Annotated in this window: 21 protein-coding genes, 1 pseudogene and 1 riboswitch; of the genes and pseudogenes, 17 read left to right on the top strand and 5 right to left on the bottom strand. The window is 73.3% G+C overall.

Translation table 11 applies throughout. The features are described 5' to 3' along the window. The first annotated feature begins 92 nt into the window (after positions 1 to 92). From NBZ83_RS34300 to alr, 4 genes are all read left to right on the top strand, one after another. Positions 93 to 629 (top strand): PadR family transcriptional regulator, encoded by a 537-nt coding sequence (locus NBZ83_RS34300; RefSeq protein WP_438803177.1) that lies wholly within the window; start codon positions 93 to 95, stop codon positions 627 to 629. Positions 630 to 796: 167 nt separating this feature from the next. Further along, positions 797 to 1,153 carry a holo-ACP synthase gene (locus NBZ83_RS12015; RefSeq protein ID WP_261567189.1) on the top strand — a complete coding sequence of 119 codons (357 nt, stop codon included), beginning with the start codon at positions 797 to 799 and terminating at the stop codon, positions 1,151 to 1,153. 88 nt (positions 1,154 to 1,241) lie between these two features. Beyond that, positions 1,242 to 2,792 carry an NAD(P)H-hydrate dehydratase gene (locus tag NBZ83_RS12010; protein ID WP_261567188.1) on the top strand — a complete coding sequence of 517 codons (1,551 nt, stop codon included), beginning with the start codon at positions 1,242 to 1,244 and terminating at the stop codon, positions 2,790 to 2,792. A gap of 10 nt (positions 2,793 to 2,802) precedes the next feature. Further along, positions 2,803 to 3,957 (top strand): alanine racemase, encoded by a 1,155-nt coding sequence (gene alr / locus NBZ83_RS12005; RefSeq protein ID WP_261567187.1) that lies wholly within the window; start codon positions 2,803 to 2,805, stop codon positions 3,955 to 3,957. A 53-nt stretch (positions 3,958 to 4,010) separates the two neighbouring features. Here alr and NBZ83_RS12000 read toward each other — a convergent pair whose 3' ends face one another. After that, the gene (locus tag NBZ83_RS12000) at positions 4,011 to 4,292 is read right to left on the bottom strand and encodes a hypothetical protein (RefSeq protein ID WP_438803176.1); all 282 of its coding nucleotides are present in this window, start codon (positions 4,290 to 4,292) and stop codon (positions 4,011 to 4,013) included. Between the two features lie 311 nt (positions 4,293 to 4,603). Further along, a riboswitch (ZMP/ZTP riboswitch) is annotated at positions 4,604 to 4,689 on the top strand. Between the two features lie 27 nt (positions 4,690 to 4,716). Here NBZ83_RS12000 and glyA point away from each other — a divergent pair. The 5 genes from glyA to rimI all read left to right on the top strand — a co-directional run bounded on the left by glyA (position 4,717) and on the right by rimI (position 9,417). Next, the gene (gene glyA / locus NBZ83_RS11995) at positions 4,717 to 5,979 is read left to right on the top strand and encodes a serine hydroxymethyltransferase (protein ID WP_261567186.1); all 1,263 of its coding nucleotides are present in this window, start codon (positions 4,717 to 4,719) and stop codon (positions 5,977 to 5,979) included. Between the two features lie 139 nt (positions 5,980 to 6,118). Continuing rightward, a complete protein-coding gene (locus tag NBZ83_RS11990) occupies positions 6,119 to 7,312 on the top strand; it encodes an alpha/beta fold hydrolase (RefSeq protein ID WP_261567185.1) in 1,194 nt (397 codons plus the stop codon). A gap of 124 nt (positions 7,313 to 7,436) precedes the next feature. Continuing rightward, complete coding sequence (tsaE, locus tag NBZ83_RS11985; RefSeq protein WP_261567184.1) at positions 7,437 to 7,925, top strand: tRNA (adenosine(37)-N6)-threonylcarbamoyltransferase complex ATPase subunit type 1 TsaE; 489 nt, start codon at positions 7,437 to 7,439, stop codon at positions 7,923 to 7,925. A 74-nt stretch (positions 7,926 to 7,999) separates the two neighbouring features. After that, complete coding sequence (gene tsaB, locus NBZ83_RS11980; protein WP_261567183.1) at positions 8,000 to 8,761, top strand: tRNA (adenosine(37)-N6)-threonylcarbamoyltransferase complex dimerization subunit type 1 TsaB; 762 nt, start codon at positions 8,000 to 8,002, stop codon at positions 8,759 to 8,761. A gap of 29 nt (positions 8,762 to 8,790) precedes the next feature. Beyond that, positions 8,791 to 9,417: a ribosomal protein S18-alanine N-acetyltransferase gene (rimI, locus tag NBZ83_RS11975; RefSeq protein ID WP_438803175.1), complete on the top strand. Its 627-nt coding sequence runs from the start codon at positions 8,791 to 8,793 to the stop codon at positions 9,415 to 9,417. Between the two features lie 36 nt (positions 9,418 to 9,453). On the opposite strand, the gene NBZ83_RS11970 is transcribed toward rimI, so the two are convergent. Further along, positions 9,454 to 10,089 carry an FMN-dependent NADH-azoreductase gene (locus NBZ83_RS11970; RefSeq protein WP_261567182.1) on the bottom strand — a complete coding sequence of 212 codons (636 nt, stop codon included), beginning with the start codon at positions 10,087 to 10,089 and terminating at the stop codon, positions 9,454 to 9,456. Positions 10,090 to 10,237: 148 nt separating this feature from the next. Here NBZ83_RS11970 and NBZ83_RS11965 point away from each other — a divergent pair, with 148 nt between their 5' ends. Then, a complete protein-coding gene (locus NBZ83_RS11965; RefSeq protein WP_261567181.1) occupies positions 10,238 to 10,867 on the top strand; it encodes a MarR family winged helix-turn-helix transcriptional regulator in 630 nt (209 codons plus the stop codon). Between the two features lie 37 nt (positions 10,868 to 10,904). Here NBZ83_RS11965 and NBZ83_RS11960 read toward each other — a convergent pair whose 3' ends face one another. Beyond that, positions 10,905 to 11,216 (bottom strand): hypothetical protein, encoded by a 312-nt coding sequence (locus NBZ83_RS11960; RefSeq protein ID WP_261567180.1) that lies wholly within the window; start codon positions 11,214 to 11,216, stop codon positions 10,905 to 10,907. Positions 11,217 to 11,500: 284 nt separating this feature from the next. On the opposite strand from NBZ83_RS11960, the gene groES reads away from it, so the two are divergent. Both groES and groL read left to right on the top strand, forming a co-directional pair. Next, positions 11,501 to 11,806, top strand: coding sequence for a co-chaperone GroES (gene groES, locus NBZ83_RS11955; protein WP_009740479.1), 306 nt, complete (start codon positions 11,501 to 11,503; stop codon positions 11,804 to 11,806). A 127-nt stretch (positions 11,807 to 11,933) separates the two neighbouring features. Then, positions 11,934 to 13,580 (top strand): chaperonin GroEL, encoded by a 1,647-nt coding sequence (groL, locus tag NBZ83_RS11950; RefSeq protein WP_261567179.1) that lies wholly within the window; start codon positions 11,934 to 11,936, stop codon positions 13,578 to 13,580. Positions 13,581 to 13,857: 277 nt separating this feature from the next. Here the strand turns inward: groL and NBZ83_RS11945 are convergent, their stop codons facing one another. Both NBZ83_RS11945 and NBZ83_RS11940 read right to left on the bottom strand, forming a co-directional pair. Beyond that, positions 13,858 to 14,190, bottom strand: a complete 333-nt coding sequence (locus NBZ83_RS11945) for a WhiB family transcriptional regulator (protein ID WP_011602341.1) — start codon at positions 14,188 to 14,190, stop codon at positions 13,858 to 13,860. Positions 14,191 to 15,089: 899 nt separating this feature from the next. Then, on the bottom strand, positions 15,090 to 15,506 hold the full coding sequence (locus tag NBZ83_RS11940) for a DUF5319 domain-containing protein (protein ID WP_009740476.1): 417 nt from the start codon (positions 15,504 to 15,506) through the stop codon (positions 15,090 to 15,092). A 212-nt stretch (positions 15,507 to 15,718) separates the two neighbouring features. Between NBZ83_RS11940 and NBZ83_RS11935 the strand changes: the two genes are divergently transcribed. The 5 genes and pseudogenes from NBZ83_RS11935 to NBZ83_RS11915 all read left to right on the top strand — a co-directional run. Beyond that, positions 15,719 to 15,880 (top strand): hypothetical protein, encoded by a 162-nt coding sequence (locus tag NBZ83_RS11935; protein WP_261567178.1) that lies wholly within the window; start codon positions 15,719 to 15,721, stop codon positions 15,878 to 15,880. Positions 15,881 to 16,026: 146 nt separating this feature from the next. After that, positions 16,027 to 17,514, top strand: coding sequence for an IMP dehydrogenase (guaB, locus tag NBZ83_RS11930; protein WP_261567195.1), 1,488 nt, complete (start codon positions 16,027 to 16,029; stop codon positions 17,512 to 17,514). Positions 17,515 to 17,849: 335 nt separating this feature from the next. After that, positions 17,850 to 18,980: a GuaB3 family IMP dehydrogenase-related protein gene (locus NBZ83_RS11925; protein WP_261567177.1), complete on the top strand. Its 1,131-nt coding sequence runs from the start codon at positions 17,850 to 17,852 to the stop codon at positions 18,978 to 18,980. 191 nt (positions 18,981 to 19,171) lie between these two features. Continuing rightward, positions 19,172 to 20,485 carry a hypothetical protein gene (locus NBZ83_RS11920; protein ID WP_261567176.1) on the top strand — a complete coding sequence of 438 codons (1,314 nt, stop codon included), beginning with the start codon at positions 19,172 to 19,174 and terminating at the stop codon, positions 20,483 to 20,485. A 388-nt stretch (positions 20,486 to 20,873) separates the two neighbouring features. Further along, positions 20,874 to 21,573, top strand: a pseudogene (locus NBZ83_RS11915) (hypothetical protein); the annotation flags it as partial.

Genomic DNA, 21,573 nt, shown 5'->3' with positions numbered 1-21,573 from the left:
GGCCGCCGTTCGCCGGCTTCCCCGGTCCCGGGTTCGGTCCCGGGTTCGGTCCGGGCTTCGGCGGCCCAGGTGGTTTCGGCCGTGGGCCGCGGGTGGGCCGAGGTGACGTCCGCGAGGCGTTGCTGGCCCTGCTCGCCGAGCAGCCGATGCACGGCTACCAGATGATCCGTGAGCTGGCCGAGCGCAGCGGGGGCAGCTGGCGGCCGAGCCCCGGCTCGGTGTACCCGGTGCTGTCTCTGCTCGCCGACGAGGGGCTCGTGCGCGCGCAGGAGGCGGAGGGCAAGCGGGTCTTCCACCTCACCGACACCGGGCGGGCCCACGTCGAGTCCCGGACGGGGCAGCGCAAGCCGTGGGAGACCGCCGCCGCCAGCGACAACGACGAGTTGGCCAGCCTGCGCTCGCTGGCCTTCGCCGTAGGTGCCGCGGTGGTCCAGGTCGCCCAGGCCGGGGACGGCGCACAGATCGCCGCCGCCCGATCCCTGCTCACCGAGACCCGCCGCAGCCTCTACCGCATCCTCGCCGGCGACGAGGGCGACCCGACCGCCGAGGAGACCGACACCGCCGAGGAGACCGACACCGCCGGAGAGGATGACGGCGGTGCCGCTGCGGGCTGGGATGCGAAGCACTGAACCCGGCCGGGTCTCACCGGGCCCGATCCGCCGGCATGCCACCCCTTCGGATCGGGCGACGTCCTGATCCGAAGGGGTGCGCCCGGTGGCGGTGAGGCCGGGGCGTCGCGACGAGGCGCGCGCACGGCCCGCCACGGACTGGAGCGCCGGTATGGGACGCTTGCCTGATGGCGGTGGTGGGTGTCGGCGTCGACGTGGTGGACGTCGACCGTTTCGCAGCGACGCTGTCACGCACGCCGGGGATCGCGATGCGCCTGTTCACCCCGGCGGAGCGCGATCTGGTTCGACCGGAGCGGCTGGCCGCCCGGTTCGCGGCGAAGGAGGCTGTGGCGAAGGTGCTCGGGGCACCGCCCGGGCTGGAGTGGCACGATGCCGAGGTCGTTTTGAGCGGGAGTGGACGGCCGTCGGTGCAGATCCGCGGCACCGTGGCCGCCGCGGCGGCCCGGCTGGACATCGCCTCCTGGCATCTGTCCCTCACCCACGATGGCGGGGTCGCCATCGCGATGGTCGTCGCCGAAAACTGACCGGTGACCGGCCAGCGCCCGCCCGGCGAAGCGGCGGTCCCAGGGGCTCCTGCAGCATCGGCCGCCCGGCGCAGGGCAGCATGGCATCATGCGGAACGCGCACACGGTCACCCAGATCCGGGATGCCGAGGCGGCGCAGCTCGCCTCCCTGCCGCCCGGCGCCCTCATGCAACGCGCGGTGTATGGGCTGGTAGCCCATGTCACCCGCCGGCTCGGCCGGGTCTACGGCGCCCGGATCGTCGTGCTCGCCGGGGGCGGTGACAACGGCGGCGACGCCCTGTGGGCCGGCGCGCGCCTGGCCGCGCGTGGCGCCCGAGTCGACGCGATCGCGCCTGGCCGCACCCACCCGGAGGGCACTGCGGCTCTGCTGGCTGCCGGTGGCAGGCTGCACGGTCCCGCGCTCGCCCTCGACGACGAGACGCTGCGCGGGCTGTTCGTCCAGGCCGACCTCGTCCTGGACGGGTTGCTCGGCATCGGTGGCCGCGGCGGTCTGCGGGCGGACCACGCCCGGCTGGCGGCCCTCGCGCCGCCCGATCGCACCGTGGCCGTCGACGTCCCCAGCGGCGTCGACGCGGACACCGGCGCCGTCATCGGAGCCGCCGTGCGGGCCAGCGCCACCGTCACGTTCGGCACCCACAAGCGCGGCCTGTGGCTGACGCCGGGCGCCGCCCACACCGGGCCGGTGGAACTGGTCGACATCGGGCTGGAGTTGCCCGAGCCCGACCTGCGAGCGCTCGACGACGCCGACGTCGCCGCGATGATCCCGGTGCCGGGGCCGGAATCGTCCAAGTACCGCCGGGGGGTCCTCGGCCTGGTCGCCGGCAGCGACGCCTACCCGGGCGCCGCGGTGCTCGCGGTCGGTGGGGCGCTGCGTGGTGGCGCCGGCTACCTGCGGGTCGTGACGGAGACGGGGATCGCCAGCCGGGCGGGGGACTTCGTCCGGCGGGCGCACCCCGAGGCGGTGGTGACCGCCATCCGGGCCGGGGACCGCGTGGCCATGCTCGCCGCCGGCCGGGTCCAGGCCTGGGCGATCGGTCCGGGCCTGGACCCGGGGCCGGCGGTCCGGGAGCTGGTGGCCGGACTACTCGGCACCGACCTGCCGGTCGTGGTCGACGCGGGCGCCCTCGACCCGCTGGCGGAGCTCCTCGCGGCCGACCCCGCGGCGCTACGCGCCCGGGACGCGACGGTTCTCATCACCCCGCACGAGGGCGAGTTCGGCCGGTTCACCGCGACCGCGCTGGGGTGGGATCCCGATCGTACGACGGTGGATCTCGCCGCCGACCGCCTCGCCGCCGTTCGGCGGGCCGCCGCGGCGACGGGCGCGGTGATCCTGCTCAAGGGCACCCGCACCCTGATCGTCGAACCGGCCGGGGCGGCCTGGGTGAACACGAACGGTTCCGGGTGGCTGGGGACCGCCGGCACGGGGGATGTCCTGACCGGCCTGATCGGCTCGCTGCTCGCGGCCGGGCTATCCGCCGCCGGTGCCGGGGTGGTCGGCGCCCACCTGCACGGGCGCGCCGCCGAGCGCGCCGCCGTGCCGCTCGCCGCCGGCGACCTGCCCGACCTACTGCCCCAGGTCGTCACCGACCTGCTGGCCGCGCCGGGTCGGGGCCGCCCGGGGGGCGGTCACGGCGGGTAGCGTGACCGCCATGAGCGTGCAGGCCACCGAGGCGTCGGCGGGGAGCACACCCCGGACGTATGCCGCCGTCGAGCTCGACGCGGTCCGTGACTCGGTGGCCGCCCTCGCGGCCCGCGCCGGCGACGCTGCCACCATGGCCGTCGTGAAGGCCGACGGTTACGGCCACGGCATGGTTCCCTGTGCCCGGGCGGCGCTGGACGGCGGGGCGAGCTGGCTTGGCACGGCGGTTCTGGAGGAGGCACTGGCGCTGCGCGCGGCCGGGATCACCGCGCCGGTTCTCTGCTGGCTCGCCGCGCCCGGTGAGCGTTTCGCCGAGGCGATCGCGGCCGGCATCGACGTGTCGGCGTCCGCATCGTGGACCCTCTCGGAGATCGCCATGGCGGCGCGGCAGGCCGGCCGACCGGCCCGGGTGCATCTGAAGGCGGACACCGGTCTCGGCCGGGCCGGGGCGATGCCCGAAGACTGGCCGGGGCTGTGCGACCAGGCTGCGTCGCTACAGGCTGAGGGTGTGATCGAGGCGTTCGGGGTGTGGAGCCACTTCGCGTTCGCGGACGCCCCAGGGCATCCGACCGTGCAGGCCCAGATCGGGGCGTTCCGGGACGCCGTCGACCTGGCCGAGAAGGCCGGGCTGACACCGACCGTGCGGCACCTGGCCAACTCCGCGGCGACCCTGGTCAGCCCCGAGGCACATTTCGACCTGGTGCGACCCGGAGTGTCCGTCTACGGGCTCTCGCCCGGACCGGAGGTGGGCACGCCCGCGCAGTTCGGCCTGCGACCGGCGATGTCGCTGGTCAGCCATGCTGCACTGGTCAAGCGGGTGCCGGCCGGCACGGGTGTGTCCTACGCCCACCGCTACACCACGGCGCGAGAGACGACGCTTGCCCTGGTACCGCTGGGCTACGCCGACGGCATCCCCCGGGCCGCCACGAACCTCGGGGAGGTGCTGTTCGGCGGCCGCCGTCGGCGCATCGCCGGCACCGTCTGCATGGACCAGTTCGTCCTCGATGTCGGGGACGATGCGGCGGCCGCGGGAGATGAGGTGCTGATCTTCGGCCCGGGTGATCGCGGGGAGCCGACCGCGGACGACTGGGCCGCGGCGCTGGGGACGATCAACTACGAGATCGTCACCCGGATCGGCGGGCGCGTCCCGCGCGTCTACGTCTGACTCCCGTCTGATGCCGCCCTGGCCCTGCCGCCCGGGCGCGGCCTACGGCTGGATCAGCCGCAGCCGCCGGAGGAGCAGCCCCCGCCGGTGGGGGCGCTGCCGCCGAGCGCGCCGCGCTCGATCCGGCGGCGCACCGGACGGGCCGCGGCCTCGACTGCCTCCTGCTCGGCCTGCTCGATCCTGGAGCGGGTCGTCAGCGTCAGCATGACCGGGCCGGCCGCTGCCGGCGCCGCTGGCGCCGCCGCCGCGGCGGGCTCCGGCTCTGGCTCCGACTCCTCGACCATCCCGAGTGCGGCGGCCCGCGCCGGGCCGGTCAGGCCGCGACCGGCGTCCACCGGAATGTCCCTGCTCCTGTGCCACGACAGCTTCACGATTCCCGCCTCCGCAACGAAACATCCACCGTCTCGGCCGGGTGTCCCGGCCTCGTTCCACGGTTAGGCTCATTCCACGGTAAGGGACGTGGCCCGGCTCGGCCCGGCCTGGCGGCCCGGATGTGATCTGGCCGTGGCGTCGGCCAGCCGACTGCCGGACCGCATGGCCCGGGGCGGCACCGCCCGCGAAGCCTGCCCACCCAGGGCAGATGGTCCCGCCGGCACCCCGTCCGTCCGCCGTTGACGGGGCCCGGGCAGCCTGATGGCTTAGGATGTTGGCGAGTCGTGACTGGCGCACAGAGGTGGAACTGACCACCGGGGAGCGACGAGCGGATCGGTGCCGCGCGCCTGGGTGCCTCCGGCTGGATGAGACCTGCCGGAGGTCAGCATGCACAACCCACCGCTTCCCGAGCTCACCGTCGCCGATCCCGAGCTCGCCGGGCTGGTCGAGGCCGAGGCCGCCCGTCAGCATGCGTCGATCAGGCTGATCGCCTCGGAGAACTACGTCTCCACCGCGGTGCTGGAGGCGTCCGGATCCGTTCTGACCAACAAGTACTCCGAGGGGTACGTCGGCCGGCGCTACTACGAGGGCCAGCAGGTCGTTGATCCGATCGAGACGCTGGCCGTCGACCGGGCCAAGGCACTGTTCGGCGTCGAGCATGCCAATGTCCAGCCGTACTCCGGCTCGCCGGCGAACCTGGCCGTCTACCTCGCCTTCGCCCAGCCCGGTGACACGATCATGGGGCTGTCGCTGCCGATGGGCGGGCACCTGACGCACGGCTGGAGCGTGTCGGCGACCGGCAAGTGGTTCCGCAGCGTCCGCTACGGCCTGCGCGCCGACACCGGCCGGATTGATCTGGACGAGGTGCGCGACCTCGCCCGCGCCGAGCGCCCGAAGATCATCTTTTGTGGTGGGACGGCGATCCCGCGAACGATCGACTTCCCGGCCTTCGCCGAGATCGCGCGCGAGGTGGGGGCGGTGCTCGTCGCCGACATCGCGCACATCGCGGGGCTGATCGCCGGGGGCGCGCACCCCTCACCGGTCGGTCATGCCCCGGTGATCTCGACCACCACGCACAAGACGCTGCGCGGCCCGCGCGGGGCCATGCTGCTCTCGGACGCCGAGCACGCCACGGCGCTGGACAAGGCGGTGTTCCCCGGCCTGCAGGGCGGCCCGCACAACCACACCACGGCGGCCATCGCGGTCGCCCTGCGGGAGGCGGCGACGCCCGCGTTCCGCGACTACGCCCACGCGATCGTGGCGAATGCCCGCGCCCTCGCCGAGGCGCTGGTGGAACGCGGATTCGACCTGGTCACCGGTGGTACCGACAACCACCTCATCCTCATCGACCTCACCGGCAAGGACATCGGCGGAAAGCCGGCGGCGAAGGCACTCGACGCCGCGGGGATCGAGCTGAACTACAACGCGGTGCCCTTCGACAAGCGCAAGCCGTTCGACCCCTCCGGCATCCGGCTCGGCACCGCCGCGATCACCACCCGCGGCCTGACCACGGCGCACATGCCGGTGCTCGCCGGCTGGATCGACGACGTCGTCAAGGCCGCCGGCGCCGGCGACACCACGACGATCGGCCGCGTCCGGGAGCAGGTCACCGAGTTGGTCAGCGGCTTTGCGATGCCCGGCTTCGCCTGAGGCGTCGCGGGCCCGAACGCGTGACCATGTCCCGACCGGCCGAGGCCGGAGCATGGTCACGCGTGCGTCACGTGTGGCCTGCCCCTGGACCGCGAGCAGTGCATCATCGGTTCAGGGCAGCCCGGAGGAGGGAGCACCGATGGTGAGGACCGTGAACCCGTTCGCGGGTTCCCGGGCGGCGAGGGCCGCCACGGGATCGGTCGGTGTGGTTGGCGCGGCCATCGCGGCCGGCCTGTTCGCCGAGCGGCGGGCGATCCGCCGCCGCCGCAACCGGCCGGACGCCCCGCCGCCGCCCGAGCTGAGGCCGATCGGCGGCCGGGTCACCACGGTGATCGCGGCCGACGGTGTGCCGCTGCACGTCGAGGAGACCGGCCCGCCGGACGCGCCGCTGACGCTGGTGTTCGTGCATGGGTTCTGCGTGTCCGCCGAGTGCTGGGTCCTGCAGCAGCGAGCCCTTTCGGACCTCGGCCGGATGGTCTTCTTCGACCAGCGCGCGCACGGGCGCTCCGGGCCGTCCGAGGTCGGCAACTGCACCATCGACGTGCTCGCCGACGACCTGTACCGGGTGATCCGCGAACGGGCGCCCGGCGGGCCGATCATTCTCGTCGGCCACTCGATGGGGGGCATGGCGGTCCTGGGCCTGGCCGACGCCCATCCCGAGCTCTTCGATGACCAGATCATCGGGGTGGCGCTGCTGTCGACCAGCGCGTCGGAGCTGGCCCAGGTGGCCCTGGGGCTGCCGGCCCTGGCGACTGCGGTGGTGCGCCGGGTGCTGCCCGGCATCGCCGTCGGCATGCGGCACACCTCCGGCGCGCTGGAGCGGGTCCGCGGGCGGGGCAGCGACATGTCGTGGGAGGTGACCCGGCGGATCGGGTTCGGCGCCACCGACCTGCCGCCGGCGGTCGTCACCTTCCTCGAGACGATGGTTTCGGACACCTCGGTCGCGGTCATCGCCGCGTTCCTGCCCACCCTGCTCGACAACGACCGGATGGTTGCCGCCGCGCGACTGGCCGCGATCCCCACCGTGCTGGTCGTCGGCGACACCGACCTGATCACCCCGGTGGCGCACAGCCGGGCGATCGCCGAGATCCTGCCCGAGGCGGAGCTGGTCGTCGAGCAGGACGCCGGCCACGCCATCATGTTGGAGCGGCCCGAAGCGGTGAACGCCGCGATCCGTGGGCTGGTGCAGCGGTCCCTCGCCGAGGTCTCGCTGCCGCTGCCGCGGTTGCGGGCGGGACGCCCACCCGCCCCGGTCGGCGCCGCCGCGGACGGTGCGCCGCTGGCCGAGCGGGCGGCGGTCGCGGACCGCGACGCCGGTGGGACGGTCGCCTGACCGACCTCGGACGCCGGTGGGACGGTCGCCTGACCGACCTCGGCGGACCCGGGCGGCGGGCACCGGCGGGTACGAGCCTGGCGGGAGGCCGGCTCGGGCGGGTGGTAGCGAGGAGGCGAGGGGCGTGAACGCGGCACGGCAACGCGACGTGGTCGTCGTACCCACAGCGGAGCGGATGCGGGACTTCGGCGCCCGGTTGGGTGCGCTGCTGCGCCCCGGCGACCTGCTCGTGCTTTCCGGTCCGCTCGGCGCGGGCAAGACGGTCCTCACCCAGGGCATCGCCGCCGGGCTCGGCGTGCGCGAGACGGTCACCTCGCCGACGTTCGTGCTCGCGCGGATCTACCCGGACGGCCGGATTCCGCTCGTGCACGTCGACGCCTACCGGCTCGGCGGGGTGACCGAGGTCGATGACCTCGACCTCGATGCCGACGCCGAGACCTCGGTGACCGTCGTCGAGTGGGGCGCCGGGCTGGTGGAGGGGCTCGCCCAGGACCATCTGGAGATCATGCTCACCCGACCCACCGCCGACGAGGCCGGCGAGACCAGGACCGTCCGCCTCGTCGCCACCGGCCCGAACTGGGCGCGACGGCTGCGCGAGCTCGCCGCGGGCTGAACGCACGGCCTGCGCCGAGCCGCGGTGGGGTGGGTACTCGTCGTGGCCGATGCGGCGGTCCGTAGTCTGGTTGGGTGCTGGTGCTGGCCCTCGATACATCCACGGCCGCCTGTGCGGTGGCGCTCGCCGAGCTGACGGCGTCCGATCCCGCGCGGCCGGTGAGCCCGGCGGCCGGCGGTCCCACCGGCCCCGGCGTGCACGTCTGGCCCCGGGGGAGCGTGGTCACCGTCGACGCCCGCCGTCACGGGGAGCTGCTCGCGCCGTCGATGCGGGCGGTCCTCGACGAGGCGGGCGTGCGCCCGACGGACCTTGGGGCTGTCGTGGTGGGGGCCGGTCCCGGGCCCTTCACCAGCCTGCGGGTCGGCATGGTGACTGCCGCGGCCTTCGCCGACGCGCTGGACATCCCGGTGCACGGCGTCTGCTCGCTCGACGGCATCGGCGCGGCCACGGCCGGCTCGGTCGGTGTGGTCACCGACGCCCGTCGCCGCGAGGTCTACTGGGCCCGCTACGACGCCGGGGTGCGGGTGGGTGATCCCGCGGTGGGCCGTCCGGCGCAGGTCGCCCAGGCGATGCGGGAGTTCGGCGTCGACGCTGTCACCGGCCCCGGCCGGGCGCTGTATCCGGAGGCGTTTGCCGGATTCGCCGCCGCCGTCGACGACGCGGGGCAGGCGCGGGAGGCGGGCCCGTCGGAGGGCGGCTACCCGCGCCCGGAGCTGCTCGTGGGCCTTGCCGGGGCGGACCTGCTGGCCGGTCGCGACCCGAGTGTTCTGGTCCCGCTCTACCTGCGACGGCCGGACGCGACCGAGCCGCACGCGCCGAAGGCCGTCAGGGTGTGAGCCGGCCGCGACCGGACCCCGATGGCACCGTGTCGAACGCCGCTTTGTCGCGCGCCGCCGCGCCCACCGAGCCGGATCCGGAGCCGGAGCAAGTCCAGGATCCTGGCCAGGACCTGGTGCTCGTCCCGATGCGCTGGTGGCACGTCGCGACCGTCGCCGAGCTGGAGCCGACCGTGTTCGCCAACGACCCCTGGACCGCGGAGCTGTTCTGGTCCGAACTGGCCCAGGGCGATCAGCGGCGCTATCTGACCGCGATGTGGCGACCCCGGGGGGCGGCCGCGCACGACCTGCCGGCGATCGTCGGCTACGCGGGGCTGGCCCTCGCCGACGACGGCGCCTACATCCAGACCGTCGGCGTCGTGCCCCGCGGCCGGGGCCGCGGCATCGGCGCCCGCCTGATGATCGCCCTGCTGCGCCACGCGCGCCACGCCGGCGCCCGGTCCTGCGGGCTGGAGGTCCGTACCGACAACCATGCCGCTCGGGCGCTGTATAGCAGGCTTGGTTTCGTCGACATCGGCGTGCGCCGCAGCTACTACCAGCCCTCCGGCGGCGACGCCTACGTCATGCGGGCCCGACCGATCGACACGGTCGGGTACGCCACGCTGCTCGACGAGGTCGAACGGGCGCTGCCCGGCCGGGTGCGCCTGGAGCCGTGACCACCGGCTGGCGTGGGGCGCCCCGGCCGGGGTGACTCAGGCCGCTGCCCGCGCCCGCAGGGCGCTCTCGCCCGCGGCCCGGCTGCGCTCGTAGAGCTCGGTGAAGTCGGCCAGCGCCGGGTTGACCGGGGCGAGCGTCATCTCCACCCGGACCAGCTCGACGTCGGTCGCCCCGAGCGTCTCGAGGACGTGGGCTATGAAGGGGAGCTGGTGGTCCCAGCCCTCCTTGGGCGTGCCCACCCCGTACGAACCGCCCTGGGTGGCGATGACGGTGACGCGGTCGCCGGTGAGCGCCGACTCCTCCGGCGGCTGCCGGAAGGTGCGTCCGACCACGATCACCTGGTCCACCCACGCCTTGAACGTGGACGGCACCGAGAAGTTGTACATCGGCAGCGACAGCAGGAGCTCGTCGGCCGCCTCGAGCTCGCCGATCAGTTCCTCGCGCAGCTTGACGCCCTCGGTCTGCTCCGGGGTGTGCTGCTCGGGCGGGGTGAAGCCCGCCGTCAGAGTGGCCCAGTCGAGGTGCGGCGGAGGCGTCAGGGCGAGATCCCGGTAGGTGACGGCACCCTCGGGGTGGGCGGTACGCCAGGCGTCGATGAAGGTGGCGGCCAGCGCGCGGGAGGTCGAGCCCTCCTGAGCCAGGCTCGCGTCGACGTGCAGCAGGTTGGACATTGCGGGGCCTCCGTGGTTCCACAGTCGTCAGATCTCGAGATCATCAGTATTGCGAAGATCTGGGGAGAGACTATCTGATCCACATATCGTCTGTATGTGCACCCATCTGACGGGAGATTGTTCTGACCGAGACGGGTAGGCTGAGCCGGTGAGCGACGCCGCAGCAGCCGCGGAGCGCGAAGTCGAAGCCGACGGCCTGCCCGAAGACCTGGGGCAGGATCTGGGCTGGCTGCTTGGCCAGGTGCAGTACGGCTACCTCGCGGCCTCCGCCGCCGCGGTCGGCGAGCTGCCGGGCGGCCTGCGCGCGCTGCACGTCCTCGGCGCCGCCGTCGACGGCGAGGCGCGTAACCAGATCGAGGTGGCCCGCCGGTTCGGCATCGACCGGACGGTGATGGTGCGCATCGTCGACGATCTCGAACGGGCGGGCCTGGTCGAGCGCCATCCCGACCCGGCCGACCGGCGGGCCCGCATCATCACCGCGACCGAACAGGGCGCGCGGCTCTACGTGGCGACCCAGGAGGACCGCCGCCTCGTCGACCAGCATGTGCTGGCCGGGCTGAAGCCGGCCGAGCGGGAGCGGTTCGTCGAGCTGCTGCGTCGGGTCGCCGCGCGCCTGCTGGCCGTCGATCCCACTCATGGCTCGGCCGCCTGCGACGCGGCCCGGCGGGAGATCGACGCGCACGATGCCGCGGGGTGCCCGCCGGATGATGACTGCCTCACCGGCGGCGCACCCGCTGCGGGCAGCGACAGCACGGAGCGGACGGCCGCCACCGGCTGACCGCTGGATGGCGGTGGGCCGATGAAGGCGGGCGGGCTCAGCGGCGCGGGTGGACCTGATGGAACGGCCAGGCGTGCGGGGAACCGGTGACCAGCTCGTCGGGTGGCACGGGCAGGGGCGCCGTGGCCGGCCCGGTGGTGGCATCGAGTGGCGCGGGATGAACGGCGGTGGCCGCGTCGGTGTCCGTCGGCCCGGCGTCGGGCAACCGTAGGATCACCACGACGAGGTCACCCCCCGACTGGTGGCTGAGATATACCTCACCTTCGCGGCCGCCGAGGGCGTCGATCGCCCAGTCCCGCAGGTCCGCCAGACGGCCGGGCGTCGCCCTGGCCTCCCACATCCAGATCATGTTCGGGTCCCATCCCGCGTGGCCGAAGCTGTTCGGGGCCGGTTGCGCGGCCGCGCACCGGGAACGGGCCGAGGCGAGTTCACTCGCCCGGCGCGGCCGGGCAGGCGGCGCCCGTTCCACAGTCGTCTTGACAGATCCGAACCTTGTTGGTTGACGTGTGTGGTGCGGGTGCTAGGTTGGCACTCGGCACGTGAGAGTGCCAGCGACAACAGGCGCCTGTTCACCCGCGACGGCAGGCCGCCAGGGTCGCTCTCTCATCCAGCGTAGGAAGGGGGAGGTCGATCGTGACGACCGCCACCAAGGTTGCTATCAAGCCGCTCGAGGACCGCATCGTTGTGCAGCCCTCCGATGCCGAGCAGACCACCGCATCCGGCATCGTGATTCCGGACACGGCGAAGGAGAAGCCCCAGGAGGGCACCGTCCTCGCAGTCGGCCCGGGTCGGTTCGAGGACGGCAAGCGCGTCCCGCTCGACGTCAAGGTCGGCGACGTGGTGCTCTACAGCAAGTACGGCGGCACCGAGGTCAAGTACTCGGGCGAGGAGTACCTGGTGCTCTCCGCTCGCGACGTCCTCGCGATCATCGAGAAGTAGACCGCTCGCCGGTAGCAACGCAAGGGGCGCGCCCCGCTGGTGGCCGTCCGGTTTCCGCCGGGCCCACCGGCAGGGCGCGCCCCTTGCGGTTTTCCACCGCTCATCGGTGTCGGGAGGACAACCAGGTATGCCGAAGATTCTCACGTTCAACGAGGACGCCCGCCACGCGCTCGAGCACGGTGTGAACGCGCTGGCCGACGCGGTCAAGGTGACGATTGGCCCGCGTGGGCGCAACGTCGTCATCGACAAGTCCTACGGCGCGGCGACGATCACCAACGACGGGGTGACGATCGCCCGGGAGATCGAGCTGGAGGACCCGTACGAGAACCTGGGCGCCCAGCTCGCCAAGGAAGTCGCCACCAAGACCAACGACGTCGCCGGTGACGGCACCACCACGGCGACGGTGCTCGCCCAGGCGATGGTCCGCTTCGGCCTGAAGCAGGTCACCGCCGGGGCCGCGCCGCTGTCGCTGAAGCTCGGCATCGAGGCCGCCGTAGAGGCCGTCTCCGCCGCGTTGCTGGAGCAGGCCCTCGAGGTCAACTCCAAGCAGACGATCGCCCAGGTCGCCGCCATCTCCGCCCAGGACACCCGGGTCGGAGAGCTGATCGCCGAGGCGATCGACAAGATCGGCAAGGACGGCGTCATCACGGTCGAGGAGAGCCAGACCGTCGGTCTGGACCTCGAACTGACCGAGGGGATGCAGTTCGACAAGGGCTACATCTCGCCGTACTTCGTCACGGACGCCGACTCGCAGGAGGCCGTCCTCGAGGACGCGTACGTCCTGCTCTACCCGGGCAAGATCGCGGCGCTGAACGAGATCCTGCCCGTCCTCGAGCAGGTCGTGCAGGAGCGCAAGCCGCTTCTGATCATCGCCGAGGACATCGACGGCGAGGCGCTGTCCACCCTGGTGGTGAACGCGATCCGCAAGACCTTCCAGGTCGTCGCGGTGAAGGCGCCCGGCTTCGGGGACCGCCGCTCGGCAATGCTGCAGGACATCGCTGTGCTCACCGGCGGTCAGGTGGTGGCCAGCGAGGTCGGGCTCTCGCTCGACGCGGTGACCCTGGCGGACCTCGGTCGGGCCCGGCGCGTCGTGGTGGACAAGGACACCACCACCATCATCGACGGCGGCGGCGAGGCGGACTCCGTCTCCGACCGGGTGCAGCAGCTCAAGGCGGAGATCGAGGGCAGCGACTCGGACTGGGACCGCGAGAAGCTCCAGGAGCGGCTTGCCAAGCTCGCCGGTGGAGTCGCGGTCATCCGGGTGGGTGCCCACACCGAGGTGGAGCTCAAGGAGAAGAAGCACCGCCTCGAGGACGCCGTGTCCGCCACGCGGGCGGCCATCGAGGAAGGCATCGTCGCCGGCGGCGGCGCCGCACTGGCGCACGTCACCTCCGTTCTCGACGACGGCCTCGGCCGCACCGGGGACGAGCTCGCCGGCGTCCGGATCGTGCGCACCGCCCTCGACGCCCCGCTGTCCTGGATCGCGCGCAACGCGGGCCAGGAGGGCGCGGTCATCGTCGCCAAGGTCAAGGAACTCGAGCCACGCCACGGTTACAACGCGGCGACCGGCGAGTACACCGACCTGATCGCAGCCGGTGTCGTCGACCCGGTCAAGGTCACCCGCTCGGCGGTGGCGAACGCCGCGTCGATCGCGGCGCTGCTCATCACCACCGAGAGCCTCGTCGTCGAGAAGCCGGCGCGGTCGGATGGCGATCACGGGCACGCCCATGGCCATGGCCATGGCCACAACCACCCGCAGGGCCCCGGTTTCTGACCGGAGCCGGTTCCGCGAGGCCCGGCCGGGCGAACTCCGGCCGGCGCCCCGCCCGCGGCAGCGAAGACGGTCCGGTCGGATCCCGCTCAGGGGCCCGGCCGGACCGTCTTCGTCTCCGGGGCACGTGTCCGGCGGCACGCGGCACGCTGTGCGCGCAGGAGCGGCCGCCGGCCGAACGGCTGGGCGAGACCCGGCTGCGGGCCCGCTCACCCATCGTGGGTGATCGGCATGGCCGGGATCGGATGTCCGGCCATGTCGTCACCTGCCGCCGGGCCGCTCAGCAGGCCGGCGCGAGCCCCGGCCGGGCGGGAACGCGGCGAGCCACCCCCCGCCGCGAGCGGCCGGTCAGGATCGCCTCGCGTTCCGATTCGCTGAGCCCGCCCCAGACGCCGTAGGGCTCCCGGGCGGTCAGTGCATACTCCCCGCAGGCGCGGATGACCGGGCAGCGGGCGCATATCGCCTTGGCCGCGGCCTCGCGGGCGGCCCGGGCAGGTCCGCGTTCGCCCTCCGGGTGGAAGAAGAGCTCGGTGCTCTCCCCGCGGCACGCGCCATGCAGCTGCCACTCCCACTTCTCCGCGCCGGGGCCTGGAAGTCGTCGGACGTCGGTCATCGGCCTGCGCCCCCCCTTTCGACCTGAGCGGCAAGTGCCGCGGGCTCACCGTAGTACCGGTCACCCTTTTGGCGATCTTGAAAAATTCACCCGGGCGACCCCGCGTCGATGGCCGTCAGGTCCGGTGCGCCGTGCTGGCACGGCCCCGCCCGGACACGGCGCGGGTCCACCTGCCCTCCGCCGGTTCCCACGCCCGGTTGCCCGAGCGGGCCCCGGCTCGGCAGGGACGTCGAGTCCGTGGGTCCGGCGGACAACTGTGCGGACTATGGTTCGCCTACCCCGGCGATCGCCTGGTCACACGGCCAGGCCGGGAGGATCGCGGGTGAACGCCGGACTCGGGGCGACGAGGGCCCTGCGCGGCTCGTCGGCACGGCGGCTCGAGGGTCCCCGCCAGCATCACCGAATGGACCGGGCGAACCGAACGGATCCGACGACGGGGATCTCGTGGACGGGCCGCGGGCCGCAGCGCCTCCAATGGCAGAGACATGCCAGCGGGGGCGAGTGGCACCAGCCGCCAGCCGGGACTGTCCGGGAACGGACTGTCCGGGCTGGCCCGAAAGTCGTAGTGGCGGCGGATGGAAAGGGGCATACGGTCGCCCGGCGTCGGCTCCCAGCGCCGACGGGACCGCCTCGGCCCACGAACCTGGGGCCCAGGCGGCCAGGCGTGCCCATGCCGGGCAAAGGGACGCGCGGCACCGGCAAGCCGCAGTGGGGCGGGTGGTTCGCCAGAAGCGCGCCGTCGACCACACCCGCGGCGATGGCGGGCGCGATGGGACGGACGGAGGCGGTCACGCGACCGCGCGATCAGGCCCAGACGGCCTAGTGGCCCGATCCGGTCGGTGAGCGGTCCTGACCCGCAGCCGTGAGGCTGCGCGGCCGGGCGGGCCGGTGCCGGGCGGTTAGCGGGAGTCGGCCTCCGAAGCGGCTGACGCCTCGTACACGCCATCGGCGAAGCCGCGGGCGTATTCCCAGCTCACGTAGCACGAGGGGTCGGGGGAGAAGGCCGGCTCGTGGACGCGTGTCCGGCCCTCGTTGAGAAGGTTGCGCAGGTTGCCGGCCAGCAGCTCCCAGTCGAAGTAGTGGGGCTCGGCGCAGCCCTCGCAGTCGACGACAAGGCCGCGGTAGCCGCGCGGCTCGAGCAGCGTGCGGAAGACGTCGAGGTCTCCCAGCTCGGCGAGGACCTCCTCCCGCTCGTGCAAGGACAGCGGTTCGAGCAGGTCGAGGTCGTCGACAGAGTCGAGGCGCGCGAGCTCGGCGGCCGGATCCTCGGGGTCACCCGCGAAGGGGTCGACAGGCTCGTCGCTCACGTCGACCACGCTACGCTTGCCCGGACTGCTAAGTGGTCCCGATCCGGAGTCTCGGCACCGTTGTGTGGTGCTTGTGGATGGGTCTGCGTAGGTCCGCCTTCCGTTGCTCTATCCACGTCGCGCCGGTCGGTCGGCGCAAATCACCCGTTTCCGGCGGTCCACCGCGATCTCCGTCACGCCGCGACCGCCCATAAGCGCCGCCGACCTTTACGATGATGTGCATGCCGCCACCCGGCGACCGGCTCGCCGGCAACGGGTCGATGCCCCGTTCCGCCTGGTGGCAGGCCGGGCCGGCCGCCCACCAGGCGCCCGGTGAGGCCATGGCCGCCGGGCGAGCACCCAGCGCCGCGGCACCGGTCAACGCGGAACGGAAGGTGCCATGAACGCTCCCGTCGCCACCGATCACTCCACGTCGACTCCCACCACGTCGACTCCCACCACCTCGGCCCGTGCGACGCAGGCGGGCGGCTCTGTCGACTCGCAGGTGGACCTTCTGGGAGCCGACGCGCCGGTGCCGCCGAAGCTCGCGATGCTGGGCCTGACCTTCGACGACGTCCTGCTGCTGCCGGCAGCCTCCGATCTGGTGCCCTCCGAGGCCGACACGAGGACCCGGCTCTCACGTTCCATCTCCCTCGCGGTGCCGCTGGTGTCCTCCGCCATGGACACGGTGACCGAGGCGCGGATGGCGATCGCAATGGCGCGCCAGGGCGGTGTCGGGGTGTTGCATCGCAACCTCTCGATAGACGAGCAGGCGCAGCAGGTCGACATGGTGAAGCGCTCCGAATCCGGGATGATCACTGCGCCGGTGACCTGCGGGCCGGAGGCCACCCTCGAGGACGCGAACGTGCTCATGGCGCGCTACCGCATCTCGGGTGTCCCGGTGACGGAGCCGGACGGGCGGCTCGTCGGCATCGTGACCAACCGGGATATCCGCTTCGAGCGGGACTACTCCCGCCGGGTGCAGGACGTCATGACGCGGATGCCGTTGATCACCGCGCCGGTCGGCGTGTCGCCGGAGGATGCGCTGGGGCTGCTGCACCGTCACAAGATCGAGAAGCTGCCGATCGTCGACGGCCAGGGCCGGTTGCAGGGGCTGATCACGGTCAAGGACTTCACCAAGCGTGAGCAGTACCCGCACGCGACCAAGGACGCCGACGGCCGGCTGATGGTCGGTGCCGCGATCGGGGTGGGCGAGGACGCCTACAAGCGGGCCCAGGTTCTCGTCGCGGCGGGAGTCGACTTTCTCATCGTGGACACCGCGCACGGCCACCAGCGGGCGGTGCCCGACATGGTGCGCCGGATCAAGACCGACATTCCGAACGGCGCCGACGGGCGGCCGTTGGACGTGATCGGCGGCAACGTCGCAACCGGCGCGGGTGCGGCGGCGCTCATCGCCGCGGGCGCGGACGCGATCAAGGTCGGTGTGGGTCCCGGGTCGATCTGCACCACCCGAGTGGTCTCCGGAGTCGGCGTTCCCCAGGTCACGGCGATCTACGAGGCGTCCCGGGTCGCCCGGGAGCACGGCGTGCCGGTGATCGGGGACGGCGGTCTGCAGTATTCCGGCGACATCGCGAAGGCCATCGCGGTCGGGGCGGACACGGTCATGCTGGGCAGCCTGCTCGCCGGCGTCGACGAGAGCCCGGGTGAACTGATCTTCATCAACGGCAAGCAGTACAAGGCCTACCGCGGCATGGGGTCGCTCGCCGCGATGCGTAGCCGCAGCGGGGCCCGCTCCTACTCGAAGGACCGCTACTTCCAGGACGACGTGCTCTCCGACGACAAGCTCGTCCCGGAGGGCATCGAGGGGCAGGTGCCCTACCGCGGCTCACTCGCGGCCGTGGCGCACCAGCTCGTCGGCGGGCTGCGGGCCGCGATGGGGTATACCGGTTCGCCGACCATCCGGCGGATGCAGGACGACGCACAGCTGATCCGGATCACCTCCGCCGGTCTGGTCGAGAGCCACCCGCACGACATCCAGATGACCGTCGAGGCGCCGAACTACAACTCCTCGCGCTGAACCGGCGAGGAGCGCGCCGCGAGCGGGCGCCGGGCGGCCCAGCCGCCCGGCGGTGACCCGGGGCGGACCGGCCCGCGCGCGTCCGCGGGCGGCGGCCGTCCCTTCGGGCTGATCGTGGCACCGTGTGCACCCCGGGCCGGGCTGATGCGGCGATGGATGCCCTCGCCTGCAGTGCGCCCGCCGTGACCACAGGCTGTCCCGGTCACCGGCGATCCCGGTCACCGGCAGTCCGGGTTCCAACCGCCGGGTCGGCCGGGTCGGTGCGGACGACTTGGAGCAGGTACGTCAGTGTCCGGCCGGCGCGAGCCCGCCGGCCGAATCAGGAGGCGCCAGCAGTGGCAGAAGTCGAGATCGGTATCGGCAAGAGCGCGCGGGTCGCGTACGGTCTCGACGCCGTCGGCATCGTCCCGTCGCGTCGTACCCGGGACCCGCAGGACGTCTCGCTGGCCTGGGAGATCGACGCCTACCGCTTCGACCTGCCGCTGGTGGCGGCTGCCGCCGACGCCGTCACCTCGCCGGCGTCGGCGATCGCGCTCGGCCGGCTCGGCGGCCTCGGCGTCCTGCACGTCGAGGGGCTGTGGACCCGGTACGACCAGCCGGAGAACCACATTGCCGAACTCGGCGAGATCGGGGCCAAGGAGGGCCACCCGGCGGCGACGGAACGGCTGCGCGCGCTGTACGAGTCCCCGGTGCGTCCGGAGCTCATCACGCAGCGTCTCGGCGAGCTGCGCGACGCCGGGGTGGTCGTCGCCGCGGCGTTGCGCCCGCAGAAGGTGCGGGCGCTCAGCCAGTACGTGCTGGCGGCCGGCGTCGACCTGCTGGTCATCCATGGCACGGCGGTCTCCGCCGAGCACCAGTCCCGCCGCAGCGAGCCCCTCAACCTCAAGCGGTTCATCGGTGAGCTGGACGTCCCGGTGCTGGTCGGCGGATGCGCATCGTTCTCGACCGCCCTGCACCTGATGCGAACCGGCGCCGCCGGCGTCATCGTCGGCGTCGGCTCGGGGCTGGGCGACCGGACCCATGACGTGCTCGGTGTGGGAGTCCCGCTGGCCACCGCCATCGCGGACGCGGCGGGAGCCCGGATGCGTTACCTGGACGAGTCCGGCGGCCGCTACGTCCACGTCGTCGCGCACGGCGACCTGCAGACCGGCGGTGACCTCGCGAAGGCGATCGCCTGCGGCGCCGACGCGGTCATGGTGGACGCGGCGCTGGCGGCGGCGTGGGACGCGCCGGGACAGGGCGGGATGTGGCCGATGGACGTGCTGCACTCCGACCTTCCCCGTGGCCGGTGGGCACCGGTCCCCCCGACGGGCACCCTGGCGCAGATCGTCACAGGGCCCGGCGCGGCTACCGGAACGGGCCTGCTCAATCTGGCCGGCGGTCTTCGCACCGCAATGGCGACGACGGGGTACGCAACCCTCAAGGAGTTCCAGAAGGCCGAGATCATGGTGACCGCCGCGTCCTGACCGGCCCGGGGGTCGCCGCCACGCGTGGTGGCCGCGGCCACCACGGCGGCGCTCGGCGGTGCGATGCACGCTGATACCCGATTCGGACGGAACAGTCCACGGCCCGACGGTGGCGGCGGTACCCGGCCGATCCGGAGCCATGGTGGACATGGCACCCTGGGAGCGTCCGTCTCCGGCACGAAGGACGACAGATGCGCCTCGACGAGCACGGCCGCTGGGTCAGCGATGACGGCGCCTACCTCTGGGATGAAGCTGCCCAGACCTGGCAGCCGTCGTCCGCCATGCCCGCGGCCAGCTCCGATGGCGATACGGCGGGCCCCGCGGCTCACCCAGGTCCGGGTGGCGGGTCCGAACCGGATGGTCAGCCGGGCGGCGGGGGCGGCGCCGCCCCAGCGCGCGGTGCGGCGTTCGGATCGCCTGCCGTGGTGCGGCACGAGATCCGTTCCGGAACATCCCGTCCCGGCGGGGCGGTCGCGGCCGATCCGCCGGCCGGTGTGGATCCGCCGGCCGTTCGTGGCCTGATCGGGGACGCCGGCCCAGCCGGTGGCGAAGGTCCGGCGGGCGGGGCGAATCCGGCAGGTCGCCTCGGCGCGGGTGGTGGTGGCGACCCGGCTGCCGGCGCCGGTGCGGCGACGGGGGAACTGGCGTCCTACGGCGGCACCGGGCAGTTCGGCCGGTGGACGTCGGCGGGCACCGCGCCGGGGGCTGACGCGCGTGACCAGAGCGCCCCGCTGCGCGGGACCGCCCCGACTGCGGCCACCGGGGTCACCCTGGCCGGCACCGCCGGTGCTGGCACGGCCGAACCCACCAGCGCCGTGCCCAGGGCCCAGGACGACGTCGACTCGACCGGTGAGATTCGTCGGGTCAGCGCGACGACGGGTGGGAGTGCGCCCCCGGCGCGGGCCGCCGGCGTGGCGGACTGGGAGGATGATTTCGACGGCGAGTCCGACCGCTACGGCGAGTCCGACCGCTACGACGGCGAGTCCGACCGCTACGACGAGCCATCCCGCGGCAGGTGGCCGTCCCTTGGACGGGGGCTCGACGATGAGCCCGAGTCCGGCTGGGCGCCATCGGGACCGCGTGGGCCGGCGTCGGCGGTGGACGGCCCGGCCCGCGGGGGTGGGCTGGCCGGGCGCGTCGGCGGGTTGCTCCGACAGGTCCGCGAGCGTCCCCCGTTGCTGATCGCGGCCATCGTCGTACTGGTCTGCGTGGGCCTTGGCGTCGCGGGATTCCTCGCGCTCGGCGGCGGCGGATCGGACGGCGGGTCGGCCGTGGGCGCCGCGGCAGCAGGTAAGGGCCACTATGCCAAGGCCGTCCGGGAGGCGTATCTCGGCTCCTGCCTGGACGTCAGCAACGGCAATGAGGGCTACTGCACCTGCACGTTGGACAAACTGGAGGCCACCTACACGGAGGAGGAGTACAAGCGGTTCAGCGCCAGCGTCCAGTCGGAGTCGTCACGGCGGATCGTGCGCGAGATGTACGCCGCCTGCCGTGACAAACGATGACCGCAGCGCGTGTACAATGGTCAGCCGGAGCTATTACCACATATCATTCCGGGCTCGTGGGCGACCGCCCAGAGGGCTATTGCTTTTCTGACGGTCGTACGTCGGGACTTCCATCGTGCATAGTTACCCGATCACGGCGAGGCGGCGAAGTGTGCCGCAGGCCGGGATCTCACGTCTCCGAGCGGCGCTGCTCCCGACCGACTGATCTGGCTGGGTGCTGGTTGCGACGACACGGTTCAGACAATGCACGTCCTCACGATGGCTGCCCACATCGTGCTGATCTGGGGGGCAGGAGATGCCGCCCTATGACCATGCACCGAGACCCGAGACCCGAGGGCCTCGAGCCGGCCGTTGCCTCCACGCATGACCAGAGTCGGGGGGCAGCCCGGTGACGACCCATGATGCCGATGTGAACGGGCCGGTTCCGCCGGCTGCGCCCCGCCGCGACGACGACTTCTTCGCCGTCGAACGGGTCGGCGAGCCCGAACCCCGCCCGTCCGCCGCGCCGCCGCCGGCGTCCTTCTCCCCGACTCCCTGGCCGCCGCCGCACTCGCCCGTGCCCTACTCTGCCGCGCCGCAGCCCGCCGCGCCGCAGCCCGCCGGCGCGATGCCACCCGCCGGGTTGCCACGCCGTGCCGATCCCTTCGATGTGACCAGCACCTGGGATGGTCCGGCGCCGCGGCCCGGCGGCGGATCTTCGGCGATCTCCGTGACTCCTCCGGTCGATGCGGTCCCGCCGAACGGCTCCCGGTCGATGGCCAACCTGCCGTCGATGTCGCCCCCGGCGCAGGCCGCGCCCGTGGGCACTGCTGCGGCCGGCGCCCCCGGCCGTCCGGATGCGGGCGTCGACCGATCTGGGGCACCGGCGGTCGGTGGGCACACCGGGCCCGGTGGCCAGCAGGCATGGGGTGGGCCGCCCGCAGACTCGGTGCGCGTCGGCGACTCGCCGCGGCTTGCCGCACCCGCGGTGGACCGCGCTGCCGGCGGCTACACCGACCCGTTCACCGGCGGTTTTCCCATCTCCGCCCGCCCAGTCCCCGCGACCGGGTCCCGCACGGGTCCGACCCCGCTGCCGTCCCATCCCCAGG

This window comes from Frankia gtarii, assembly GCF_025403375.1.
GTDB classification, from domain to species: Bacteria; Actinomycetota; Actinomycetes; order Frankiales; family Frankiaceae; genus Frankia; species Frankia gtarii.
This window is presented reverse-complemented; position numbering and strand designations above follow the sequence as displayed.